A 12,375-nucleotide genomic window follows, 5' to 3' on the forward strand; every position below is an offset into this window, starting at 1 on the left:
GCTGGCCCCTGTTATGGGTTACGCGGGAATTTATCGAAGTCCGGGCGGCGTTTTTCATTAAACGCATTGCGCCCTTCCTGACCTTCTTCAGTCATATAGAACAGCATGGTTGCGTTACCAGCCAGTTCCTGGAGACCTGCCTGACCGTCGCAGTCAGCATTCAGTGCCGCTTTCAGGCAACGAAGCGCCATTGGGCTGTGTTGCAACACTTCACGGCACCAGCGCACGGTTTCACGCTCAAGCTCAGCATAAGGCACAACATGGTTCACCAGCCCCATATCGAGCGCTTCCTGTGCATCATAGAAACGGCACAGGAACCAGATCTCACGGGCTTTTTTCTGGCCAACAATACGCGCCATGTAAGAGGCGCCCCAGCCGCCGTCAAAGGAGCCGACTTTCGGGCCTGTCTGACCAAACTGTGCGTTATCCGCTGCAATGGTCAGGTCACACATCATGTGCAGTACATGACCACCACCTACGGCATACCCGGCAACAGACGCAATCACCGGCTTCGGACAGGTGCGAATTTGGCGTTGGAAATCAAGTACATTCAGGTGATGGGTGCCATCTTCGTCGCGGTAACCGCCGTAGTCGCCACGGATTTTTTGGTCACCACCGGAACAAAACGCATGCTCACCCTGACCACGCAGCACAATGACACCAATTTTTTCATCGTAGCGCGCATCGGCCAGTGCTTTGATCATTTCTTTTACCGTTTTTGGACGAAACGCGTTACGCACTTCCGGACGGTTGATCGTAATACGGGCGATACCATCGGCAGATTTTTCAAAAAGAATGTCTTCGTAGCCTTCAGAGCAATCGCGCCACTCTACCGGTGCATACAGTTCCTGTTCGGTTAAACCTGTTGTTCTTGCCATAGTGTTACCATTCAAATCATTGGTTAAATTGTGTCGGTCAGTTGTCTTACCAACCGGCAAAACAGCGAAGGCTGTTCTGCATGAATATTGTGTCCGGCGTCCGGGACAATAGAAAAAGCCAGTCCCGACTGCGTCGCCAACGCCTGAAACTTCGCGTCTTTCTCACCACAAAGGTAATGCACCGGGATGCCACTCGTTCGCAATGGTTCCAGTAAACATGCTTGTTTGGACAAAGATGTAGCACGTAGCATGCTGGCCACTTTTGTACCGAGATTATCACTGCGCAAAGCGACCAAACTTTGTCTTTGCGCATGATTTAGTGAGGAAAATACCGGTTGTTGATACCAATCTTGAAGCACATCAACAATGGGCTCATTTTCAAAGCGATATGCCCACGCCTCGTCATGCTCCTGCCTCGATCTCCTTTCTTGCTCCGGTAAACCGGGATGACCGTTTTCAACAATCAGCCGTTGAAGCGATAGTGATGGGTCACTGAAAGACGAAGCATAGTGAACACTCAGGTACATCGCCACCCTTGCCCCCAGTGAATAGCCCACCAGCGAAAAGGGCTGGTGCAACACCTGCTTGATAGTCTCCGCCACTTTTTCGCAGGTATCATCAAAGCCAGTGACTGAAATACCTTTACTGCCGCCATGTCCGGGCAGATCAATAGCGAGACAGAGGAAATCGTCGGTCAGCAAATCCATGACCGGTTGCCAGTCACGACAGTCGCCCAGTAAACCATGGAGAAAAACAAGGACCGGCTTTCCAGCCTGCCCTTGCAGCGAATAAGAAAGGTGTTCAGAACAGCTTGGCATCAGCAATTTCGACAAATAAGGACTTAAGATCCTGACCACATTGCCCGGCAGGTACCTTGAGCTCAATCAAGGTGGTGCCTTCGCCCCGCTGCGCCTGCAGACACGCTTCGCGCGCACTGTCCAGTGTGTCCGGGCAGACATAGGACAATCCAAACATGGCTGCCGCATGACGGAATTCAACACCATGGGGCATGCGATAAAAGGCCTCTTTCTTCGCGTCTGGTACCGGCAACATATCAAAGATGCCGCCACCATTATTGTTAATCACCACCAGCGCCAGCGGGTACGGGTTTCGTGTCAGCAAGGCAAGGCTGTTGAGATCGTACAGAGCAGACGTATCCCCCACCAGCATCACCATGGAACGCTTACGGCTTCTCTGTACACCGCAAGCGGTTGCGATTAAGCCATCAATTCCTGATGCGCCGCGGTTGGTGTAAACCGCGCAGGGTGGCAGCTTGCAGCACATATCCAGCAGGCGGACAGCCATACTGTTGCCGATAAACAGGTCACTCATGCCATCCAGCCAGTTGGCAAAATCTATTGCTAATGCCAGCTCAGAAAGTCGGCCTGCATCACTTTCTTTCTGCCCGATCAGGCTTTGCAAGTAGCATTCACTGGCCGACAACAACATACTTGCCCAGTTTTTATTGGCTGGCGCTTGTGTCTGGTCGCTCATCTTGGCGGCCACCGATTCCGGCGATGCGACAAACCTCGTGCCTTTGCGGTTCGAGGGATCCAATCGTCCGGGATGGTTTTCCACCAGCCAGTATTGCCCCTGAAATCCCTGGATAAACTGTCCCAGACGTTTAGACACTAACCGACTGCCAAACTGAACCACAAGCTCTGCCTGCGCCAGCACCGCTTTACAGGCGGCGTTTTGTAGCCAGATATCAAACCCGGCATAACCAGACCCTTCACAGGCCTGCGGGTCGCACAGCAAGGGCCAGCCCAGTTTTTCTGCCAGCCTGCTAATTGCAAGCCGATCAGCCTGTGTGACTTTCCCCACCACCAACACACCTTTTTGATGCTGAAGGTGAGACCAGCCGGACAATGCTGGCGAAAAATCAGGGATCGCGGCAGTAAAGCGCAGATAGGGCTCAGTGCCCAAAAGCCAATCGCTGATCGGCGATAAATATTCATCCGCCCCTTCTACGTCACCGTATAGCGGTTCAGGGAAAGGACAATTGATGTGATAGCTGCCGCCATCTTGGCTTTGGCGATGCAGGCCTTCACTGATAGTGGAAAGCAGCCATCCCGGAGAAATCTGTTCCGTCGGTGAAGGCAGGTTGGTTGCAACCTCAACATGCTCACCGAAGATCCCCGGCTGGCTGATAGCTTGGTTGGCCCCGCACTGGATAAGCTCAGGGGGCCTGTCCGCAGTCAGCAGCACCAGCTTTTCACGTGTCAGGCGCGATTCCGCCACGGCGGGTAACAGGTTGGCGACTGCAGTACCTGACGTGACAATCACTGCCACCGGTTTACCTGACGCCTTTGCCAACCCAAGCGCCAGAAAACCCAGGCCGCGCTCGTCAAAATGGGTGTGTAACCGAATAGCAGGGGATGCTGTGCGCAACAGTTCGGCTTCCAGTGTCAGGGGCGTTGATCGAGAGCCAGGTGCAATGCAGATATCTGTGACGCCAGCACGTTGCAGCGAATGTAGAACCAGACGTGCCCAGATACGGTTGATTGTCGCGGGTGTCATCCTGCTTTTTTCTCCATCAGGTTATCCGGTGATGGGCCAAGCAGGTTTCTCAATGTTGCCATTTTCCGGTCGAGCTCTTTCCACTCACTTTCCGCATCAGAGCCCGGCACAATACCGGCACCGGCAAACAGGTGGATTTTGTCCGCCACCACCAACGCGCTGCGGATAGCGACACAAAATTCGCTTTGTTCCTGGCTCAGGTATCCCACCGATCCGCTGTACCATCCGCGCGCGAAAGGCTCATGTTTGACGATAAAATCCACCGCCATATCCCTGGGTAACCCCGCGACAGCAGCCGTAGGTTGCAGCGTATCAAGCAAGGTGGAGGATGAAACGTTCTCCTCCAGCACACCTTCAATATCGCGTTTCAGGTGTTGCACATTACGAAGACGAACCAGACGGGGGGTCTGCTCTACATCGACCTTGTCGCTGTAAGGGGCTAAGCGTTGAGTGATGTCATCGACCACCAAGCGGTTTTCATAAATGTTTTTGTTGTCATTTAACAGCCAGGTTGCCAGGAACAAGTCTTCTTCCGCATCTTTTCCACGGCCGATGGTACCTGCCAGGGCTTCGGTATATAACTCACGGTTATGGCGCCAGAAAAGCCTTTCAGGGGTCGAGCCGACAAAACAATGCTTTTCATCCAGCGCAAGCATGAAATGGAAATTGGAAACATTCAGATCACGCGACGCTTTTAACAGGCTTGCCGCGGACAAAGGACGGTCTAAATCCAGAATCGTTTTTCTCGCCAGTACCACTTTTTGTAGGCTTGTTGTTTCAATAGACTCCAGCGCCTCGTCAATCATGGTTGACCAATCACTGAATACTGGCTGATGCACCGTCGCCAGTACCTCACAGTCGGGTTTCCCGATGTGCTGGGCAGCACACGATAGCCGGGACAGGGCTGCTCGTACTTTTAGCAAATCATCACCCAGGTTCACCCGAATTTCCCATGCGGTGCCACTTCGGGTCACTTCGATTTGAGGAAGGAAAAAGAAAGATTGCAGACAACGCTGGTTGCGCTCGGTCCGGCCATCAAACGAACGTCCACCCCAAACACGCTGACCTTTCGCCAATACCGCCTCCGCTGAGGCAGGATCCGAGAAGGTTCTCACCTGCCCCAATGCCAGAACTTCTTCGTTGGCATCACGGGTTTGCCAATAAAACTTGGGAAACAGGGGTTGAGCATGAAGCCAGTCCATCGAATCGGTATGCGCCGGCCAACAGAATGGCTGAGCGATCTGTGATGGTAGTGGCGACATTGTCGACAGGGATTCAACAAGCCTGGCGATAGCATGGCTTAAATCGGTCAAACTAACCTCTCTTTCACTCACAACCTGGAAGGTAAAGTCCGATTCCCTGGGCGACCTGTTAACTTGCACGGCGAGGCTGCGAAAATGTTCAACTCTGGGTTTGTCAGGTCATCCTGCGACGAGCGGGCAAAACACCGCTATATCGGTCATTTCCCCATCACATTTCGCTGTTATACGACAAACTCGAAAAATTTCCTGTTGGAAAGACATTCTACAACCTTATTGATTATGATGAAAATCGAATGTTCCAGAATAATATCTGGCACAAACCGGATTTAATTACTTATTTTTCTTCTTTTCATGATTTATTGCTATTCACTACTTATAAATGATTGTTCGTTAGTGTAATTTACTGCTATTGAGATACTTTTCGTTCAGGAATCATGATGAAAGAAATCGGGATGTCGACAAAGCTGGATAACGTCTGTTACGACATTCGTGGTCCAATAATGAAAGAGGCAAAGCGCCTCGAAGAAGAAGGCCATAAAATTCTCAAACTGAATATTGGCAACCCTGCCCCCTTTGGCTTCGACGCCCCGGATGAAATTCTGGTTGACGTGATCCGAAATCTGCCAACTTCCCAGGGGTACTGTGATTCTAAAGGGATCTACTCTGCACGTAAGGCGGTGGTTCAACACTACCAGAAACGCGGTATGCTGGAGCTGGATGTTGAGGACGTCTATCTGGGTAACGGTGTGTCTGAGTTGATTGTGATGGCGATGCAGGCACTGTTGAACAGCGGCGACGAGCTGCTGGTGCCTTCGCCGGACTATCCACTGTGGACGGCGGCTGTATCGCTCTCTGGCGGTAAACCCGTTCATTACCTGTGTGATGAAGCGTCAGACTGGTATCCGGATCTCGATGACATCAAAGCGAAAATCACCCCGAATACCAAGGGTATTGTTCTGATCAACCCGAATAACCCGACCGGTGCCGTTTACAGCCGTGATTTTCTGATGCAGATTGCTGAGATTGCGCGCCAGCATAATCTCATCATTTTTGCCGATGAAATCTACGACAAGATCCTGTATGACGGTGCGCAGCATCATTCCATTGCCCCACTGGCGCCAGATGTGTTCTGCGTGACCTTCAGTGGCCTGTCGAAATCTTACCGTGTGTGCGGTTTCCGCTCAGGCTGGATGATCCTGTCAGGCCCGCGTCACTTAGCAAAAGGCTACATTTCTGGCCTGGATATGTTGGCCTCTATGCGTCTTTGCGCCAACGTGCCGATGCAGCATGCTATCCAAACTGCGCTGGGCGGCTACCAGAGTATCAATGAACTGATTTTGCCTGGTGGCCGGTTGCTGGAACAGCGTGATAAAGCGCATGAACTGTTGAACCAAATTCCAGGGATCAGTTGCGTGAAACCGAAAGGGGCTCTGTACCTGTTCCCTAAAATCGACACCAAGAAATACAGCATTCACAATGACGAAAAGATGATGCTGGATTTCCTGCTGCAAGAAAAAGTGTTGATGGTGCACGGCACCGGCTTTAACTGGCACAAGCCGGATCATTTCCGCATTGTCTCGCTGCCGCGCGTCGACGATTTGGAAGTGGCTATTGGCCGCTTTGAACGCTTCCTGTCGACGTATCGTCAGTAAGAAAAATAGGTACTGGGTACTGGGTACTGGGTACTGGGTACTGGGTACTGGGTACTGGGTACTGCAAAAGCTTGAGCTATATCGAAATAGTTTCAAGCTTTTTGCTTTTCTCAGGACCTAGGTCCGCTCTTCGTTCTTCCCAGGATCTTCTTTCCAAATCAGCGCGAAAACCACCCCTACCAACGCTCCGGCCCAATGCGCCTGATACGCAACACTGGCACCAATCAAATGTGCTGTTATGGCATCACCACCGGAATAGGCGTCATAACCAAGCTTGGCGAGCACAACCGTCAACAGCAGCCAGCCCAGCGGCACTTTATGCTGAATGTCCCGGAGGATGCCCCAGACAAACAGGCCATGCAGAACCCCAGAAAATCCGGCATACCTATCAAAGGGAGCGAAAAACATCACACCGCCAATCACTGCCATCATCACCCCAATCATTGGTATCAGGGAACGGCTTGCATAATACGGGCGGAGAATAAATACCAGACCCACCAGCCCTGCAAGGTTCATGGCTAGATGGACAGCATTGGTGTGCGTCAGGTTTCCTGTTACGATGCGCCACCATTGTCCGACAAGAATATCTGAACGATCCCACACCATGAGTTGGTGCAGTGCAGGAATTTGGGCAATAAGTAAGGTGATGGCGAGCACGCCAACAAGCCTGAGTTGGGTCACTGCGAACTCCAGATGTTGAGATTGTTTGAGTATAAAGTACCGTGGTCATGAACCAGAAAGCCAGCCGATATTGTCCGCAGTGCGGAAAAGCACAAAAAGCCTGCATTTGCCCGTTTATTCAACGGATTGACTGCGATGTGCCGGTGATTGTTCTCCAGCACCCGTCTGAAGTCCATCAAGCGATAGGCACCGCCCGGATCCTCTCCTTATCACTGCCTTGTTGTCAGCGCATTGTGGGAGAAGATTTCACCGATAACAACACACTCAACAGCTTGCTTGGCAGCGACACGAACTACGCCCTGCTTTATCCCGCCGAACATGCGCTGCCCATCAACACCTGGCAACCGCAGGAAAGCCGAAAACGCGGGCTTATCTTGCTGGATGGCACCTGGCGAAAAGCTTTCAAAATCTACCAGCTCTCCAAAAACCTCCAGACACTGCCCTGTGTCAGCCTGAATGACATTCAAAAAGGGAACTATCGTATCCGCAAATCACCGAAAGACGGTGGACTTTCTACCGTGGAAGCCGGTTTTTATGCCCTGTCGGCACTCACTGGTAACAGACAGAAATACCAGCCGCTGATGACCGCATTCAATGAAATGATTGAGTTTCAGATTAAACAGATGCCGCCCGGGGTATTTGAGCGGCATTATGGGGGGGAAAGATAGGTTCTGGGTTCTGGGTTCTGGGTCCTGGGTTCTGGGTTCTGGGTTCTGGGTTCTGGGTTCTGGGTCCTGGGTCCTGGGTCCTGGGTCCTGGGTCCTGGGTCCTGGGTCCTGGGTCCTGGGTCCTGGGTCCTGGGTCCTGGGTCCTGGGTCCTGGGTCCTGCAAGGCAGACTACGACGTTAAGCTTGCTCTTCCTAGGCCCTAGGACCGCTCTTTGATTTTCCCAGGACCGCTCTTTGCTCCTCTCCCAGGACCTTCTTTTCCAACTCACCTAATCGGATACAACGGCCCCTGACTCGAAGCGGTAAACATGGTCGCATGAAGCCGTTGCGCATTACCGTCCGTCATGCCTGAGATGTAATCCGCAATAGCCCGCCGACCACTTCTCCCTTCTGCCAGCTCTTTTTGCCACTGGGCGCGGGTAGCCATGGGCAGCAGGCGTTTGGGGTCAGCATCAAAGGCATCAAACAATTCCATCACCAGCTGTTGCCCTTTATATTCAATCACCTGTAGTTCCGGTTTTTTTACCACAAACTCACTGACAAACGCTTTCAGTACCGAAAGCACATGGTCCATGACGTCGCTGAGTCTGGCGTTCCATTGTAGAAGTGGCTCTTCAAAGCGGTTCACCCCATCCTGGACTGCCGGTTCAATCGCAATCGACGTCAGTAAGGTATTGACCAACGCGCCGATGGCATCCTTGCGTTCATAGTGGGCGCCAAACATCTGGTCACTCAGGTGGCTGATATGAGCTTCAAGCCACGGGTCGCCGCATTCAGCAAGTTTACTCGCGACCGCCTCCTGCCACTGGTCACGGCCAACAATCCCCATCACGATGGCATCTTCAAGATCGTGTACGCCATAGGCGATATCATCTGCCAACTCCATGATGGAACAATCCAGTGATTTGTATTGTGTGCGCCCATGCTGATCAGATGTTGCCACTTTTTTAAGTGACTGAAAAAGCGCAGCATCCGCCTCTGACAATCCCGCCAACACCCATTCAAAACGCTCAAGATCGTCCTGGTAAATCCCCTTGGCCGGATGCCATTCTGATGCTTTCAGATGGCGAAAATCCGACACGTCCGCAGGCAACGCCAACCGGCGGAGGTGGGCTATCGGAGCGGGGTATTTCAACAGTCCCAATAAAGTTCGGCGGGCCAGATTCATACCATCATGTTCAGTGTAAGGTTCAAGCAAGGTGACAATACGGAACGTCTGGGCATTGCCCTCAAAGCCGCCATCATTCCGCATCAGGTAGTTGAGCGCTATCTCACCACCGTGTCCATAGGGGGGATGCCCAATATCATGCGCCAGACATAGGCTTTCCAATAGACTGGTTGGCGGCAGGATGTCACGAAACTCAGGCTGCTTCTCTTTAAGTTGGGCAAGGATACCGGTGCCGATTTGCGATACTTCCAGTGAGTGAGTCAGACGCGTGCGGTAAAACTCGCTGTGCTCTGCCCCCAGAACCTGAGTTTTCGCCTGCAAACGGCGAAATGCCGCTGAATGTAGTATACGGGCCCTGTCACGCTGGAACACCGAGCGTTTATCGTTGCGGCGCATTTTGTTCTCTTGTGCCTGGCGCGCTTCCCAGGCCGGTGACAACATAAACTCACTCATCACTGATCTCATCCAGGGAAAGCTCAAAACTGGGGGCGAACGTCGTCATAAAATACTCGGTCGCGTTGCTGCCTCGCTCACTCAAGGTTTTTTCAAGGCGGCGCTTAGCTTGCTGGAATTCATGGTTACCGGCAGAAAGCTCTTCCAGACATTTCAGGTAAGCACATATCGTATCCGCCTGTTTCACCAACCGATAGTCACGTTCATCAATGGCAGTACTGTCAATCAAGGGGCGATAGTCTTCACGAAACGCCTCGGGCAGCATGCTGATCAGCTTGTCTTCGGCGATACGCTCGATCTTTTTGTATTCCTCGGCAATCGCGGGATTAAAATATTTCACCGGTGTAGGTAAATCTCCCGTCAGCACCTCACTGCAATCATGGAACATGGCAAGCAATGCCACACGCTCAGGCGAATACTTCCCACCAAATTTCTTGTTTTCAATCAACGCGAGGGCATGGGCGACAAAGGCAACCTGCAAACTGTGCTCTGAAATGTTTTCATCGGAGATATTGCGCATCAAAGGCCAACGGTAGATCAATTTCATACGGGCAAGATGGGCAAAGAAATGGCTGGTTTTCTGACTCATAACTTCCTTGACGTCATTTGAGAAACGAGCTCCCATTCTGTTGTCGTCAGCACAATTTCTCAAGTTTTGTTTGGATTGAGTCCATTATTGGGGAGAGCGTGCTCCCCGACACACTACGGTAGGGATATTGGTTTTCAGGGTTAAAGCACGATACGATCGCGGTTTTTATCAACAATTGATGTCCCGATGCCTTTTACGCCTTTCAAATCATCGACAGATTCAAATGCCCCATTAGCATTGCGGTAGTCGATAATCGCTTGTGCCTTGGCTTTTCCGATCCCATCCAAATACTTATCTAATTCATCCGCTTCCGCTGTATTGATATTCACTTCAACAGGTGTCACTTGTTCACCATCCTGGGCGATGATCGGTGGGGAAAGAAGAAGAGAAAGAGCAAAGACTATTGCCGATACAATCGTTTTCATGTCCATATCCTTATAGGGTTAATTGATATCGTCAACATAACGGATAAAAGAGAAGAAACGAGAAGTCGACAATGAAAAAACGACGGAGGACAAATTGTCCTCCGTCAGTGCAACTTATCAGTTACAGTCTTGCTGGTAACCAGTTCAAATTGCGTTGATTACTGCGCTTCACTGTCCAGGGAATACACGACATTGGTGTTTTCTTTCAACTGGGCAATCACAGACTCAAGATCAAGGTTCGCCGTCGCGCGGATCACCCGCTCTGCCAGCTGGCTGTCAAGGCTGATGGATTCCGTTGCAGGCTCTTTTACCGCATCCAGTGCAACCACAAGCACATCACCGCTTACTGCACGGGTCATGCCATATTGCGCTTTACCGTCAGCAGGCGCAGCCATGGTGAATGCTAAATCAACTACTTCACGCTCTGGGGAGACACGGGTCAGCTCAGTTTCATCACCAAATGCATAACCGGATGCCTTAAGGCCTGCATCGTTACCCTGACTCAGCTCAGCAACCAGAGTGTTGGCTAATGCTTCCGCCGCCTCTTCCCCTTTCTGGCGCTTCAGTTGTTCTGTTACCTGCGCTTCCACCTCGTCAAATGGCAGCACTGTCTCAGGGCGCACTTCATCGACACGGACCACCACAACATGCTCTGGTGCGATTTCAATGAGTTCTGAGTTCAACCCGTCGTCACGCACTTCAGGCAATTGCAGCGCCTGCACCACTTGTGGATTTGCCAACACACCTTCAAGCTCCTGCAGCGAAACAAACGCGGTACGTTCAACCTTCGCATTCACAGCATTGGCCGCGTCTTCCAGATTATCCGGCATTTCAAACGCTTTCTCTGCCAGCTCATTAGACAATGCGTAGAATTTCTCTACGGCATGCTGTTGCTTAAGTTGCGCCATGATATCATCACGCACTTGGGCAAAAGGTTTCGCATCTGACGGTTTCACATCGTCAAGCTTGATGATGTGAAAACCGAAATCAGATTGCACCACGCCGGTAATATCCCCTTTGTTGTTCAGCGCAAACGCCGCTTCTTCAAACGCAGGATCCATCACACCTTTGTCGAACCAATCCAACTGCCCACCCTGCTCGGCACTGAAGGTATCGTCAGAGCGGGTTTTCGCCAGTTCGGCAAAATCGGCACCGGCATTGAGCTCAGACAGCACGGCTTCCGCTTTTTCTTTCGCCGCGTTGTCGTCACCTTGGATCATGATATGGCTGACTTTACGTTGCTCAGCCGTCCCATAACTTGCTTTGTTCGCCTCGTAGTACGCTTTCGCTTCGTCTTCGGTAACGCCAGCCACATCAGCAATGCCTTCTCCAGAAAGCTCTACATACGCAATTTTGAATTGTTCAGGGCGGACAAACTCGGCAGGGTTCTGTTCGTAATACGCTGTTTTTTGCTCCGCAGTAATGTCTGCTTTTTCTGCAAAATCGGCCAATGGCAACGTCAGGGTACGGACAGTACGGGTCTGCCCTTCCAGCTTATGCAGGGCTTCCAATTCGCCTTTCAGTGCAAATTCGGAGCTGATCAACGCATTCACTAACTGCTCACGAACCAAGTCCTGGCGCACATAGTCTGCAAATTGATCAGGGGTCAGGCCGTTACGGCGCAATGATGCCAGGTATAGGTCGTTGTCAAACAAACCCGTTGCACCACGAAATGCGGGCATCTCACGAATGGTTTGTTTAATTTGATCATCGCTCACGCGAAGACCCAGGTTTTGGGCTTCCTGATCCAGCAGCGACTGATTCACCATACGCTCAAGGACATTGAAACGGAATTGTGCCAGGTAATTCGGGTCACTCAATAGTTGGGAGAAAAAGTCACCGGCTTGTGCCTGCATTAGCGCACGTTCATTTTGGTAAGCTTGCTCGAATTGGTTGCGGCTAATTTCCTCATTCCCCACCGTGGCGGCAGGTTGTACCGAACCACTGGCAAGGTAACCACCAACACCAGCGAAAACAAAGGAAAAGATAATAAGGCCTAAGATGATCTTAACCGCGATGCTGTTTACACCCTCGCGTAGTCGCTCCATCATAACGTGCCGTCACTCCTGCTTATTGAAA

Annotated in this window: 11 protein-coding genes; 2 read left to right on the plus strand and 9 right to left on the minus strand. The window is 51.5% G+C overall.

What is annotated here, in order from left to right; genetic code table 11:
* Positions 1-11 precede the first annotated feature (11 nt).
* Genes menB through VHA_RS16575 form a run of 4 tightly spaced genes read right to left on the minus strand, consistent with a single transcriptional unit; the run spans position 12 to position 4,711 of the window.
* A complete protein-coding gene (gene menB, locus VHA_RS16560; protein ID WP_005506412.1) occupies positions 12-878 on the minus strand; it encodes a 1,4-dihydroxy-2-naphthoyl-CoA synthase in 867 nt (288 codons plus the stop codon).
* A 23-nt stretch (positions 879-901) separates the two neighbouring features.
* Positions 902-1,696, minus strand: a complete 795-nt coding sequence (gene menH / locus VHA_RS16565; protein WP_005506414.1) for a 2-succinyl-6-hydroxy-2,4-cyclohexadiene-1-carboxylate synthase — start codon at positions 1,694-1,696, stop codon at positions 902-904.
* Positions 1,680-3,398, minus strand: coding sequence for a 2-succinyl-5-enolpyruvyl-6-hydroxy-3-cyclohexene-1-carboxylic-acid synthase (gene menD / locus VHA_RS16570; RefSeq protein WP_005506416.1), 1,719 nt, complete (start codon positions 3,396-3,398; stop codon positions 1,680-1,682). Before menD ends, menH begins: the two co-directional genes overlap by 17 nt.
* Positions 3,395-4,711, minus strand: coding sequence for an isochorismate synthase (locus VHA_RS16575; RefSeq protein WP_040529143.1), 1,317 nt, complete (start codon positions 4,709-4,711; stop codon positions 3,395-3,397). The genes menD and VHA_RS16575 overlap by 4 nt, the downstream gene beginning before the upstream one ends.
* Before the next feature lie 386 nt (positions 4,712-5,097).
* Here VHA_RS16575 and VHA_RS16580 point away from each other — a divergent pair, with 386 nt between their 5' ends.
* Positions 5,098-6,312 carry a pyridoxal phosphate-dependent aminotransferase gene (locus tag VHA_RS16580; RefSeq protein ID WP_005506422.1) on the plus strand — a complete coding sequence of 405 codons (1,215 nt, stop codon included), beginning with the start codon at positions 5,098-5,100 and terminating at the stop codon, positions 6,310-6,312.
* A gap of 117 nt (positions 6,313-6,429) precedes the next feature.
* On the opposite strand, the gene rrtA is transcribed toward VHA_RS16580, so the two are convergent.
* Positions 6,430-6,993 carry a rhombosortase gene (rrtA, locus tag VHA_RS16585; RefSeq protein WP_005506427.1) on the minus strand — a complete coding sequence of 188 codons (564 nt, stop codon included), beginning with the start codon at positions 6,991-6,993 and terminating at the stop codon, positions 6,430-6,432.
* Positions 6,994-7,040: 47 nt separating this feature from the next.
* Between rrtA and VHA_RS16590 the strand changes: the two genes are divergently transcribed.
* A complete protein-coding gene (locus tag VHA_RS16590) occupies positions 7,041-7,661 on the plus strand; it encodes a tRNA-uridine aminocarboxypropyltransferase (protein ID WP_005506429.1) in 621 nt (206 codons plus the stop codon).
* Between the two features lie 265 nt (positions 7,662-7,926).
* On the opposite strand, the gene VHA_RS16595 is transcribed toward VHA_RS16590, so the two are convergent.
* The 4 genes from VHA_RS16595 to ppiD form a co-directional block, all read right to left on the minus strand.
* The gene (locus tag VHA_RS16595) at positions 7,927-9,282 is read right to left on the minus strand and encodes an anti-phage deoxyguanosine triphosphatase (RefSeq protein ID WP_005506431.1); all 1,356 of its coding nucleotides are present in this window, start codon (positions 9,280-9,282) and stop codon (positions 7,927-7,929) included.
* Positions 9,275-9,871: a 5'-deoxynucleotidase gene (yfbR, locus tag VHA_RS16600; RefSeq protein ID WP_005506433.1), complete on the minus strand. Its 597-nt coding sequence runs from the start codon at positions 9,869-9,871 to the stop codon at positions 9,275-9,277. Before yfbR ends, VHA_RS16595 begins: the two co-directional genes overlap by 8 nt.
* Positions 9,872-10,011: 140 nt before the next feature.
* Positions 10,012-10,296, minus strand: a complete 285-nt coding sequence (locus tag VHA_RS16605; protein ID WP_005506436.1) for a ComEA family DNA-binding protein — start codon at positions 10,294-10,296, stop codon at positions 10,012-10,014.
* Positions 10,297-10,454: 158 nt separating this feature from the next.
* On the minus strand, positions 10,455-12,347 hold the full coding sequence (gene ppiD, locus VHA_RS16610; protein WP_005506438.1) for a peptidylprolyl isomerase: 1,893 nt from the start codon (positions 12,345-12,347) through the stop codon (positions 10,455-10,457).
* Between the last annotated feature and the right edge of the window lie 28 nt (positions 12,348-12,375).

This window comes from Grimontia hollisae CIP 101886 (assembly GCF_000176515.1).
Classification (GTDB): domain Bacteria; phylum Pseudomonadota; class Gammaproteobacteria; order Enterobacterales; family Vibrionaceae; genus Enterovibrio; species Enterovibrio hollisae.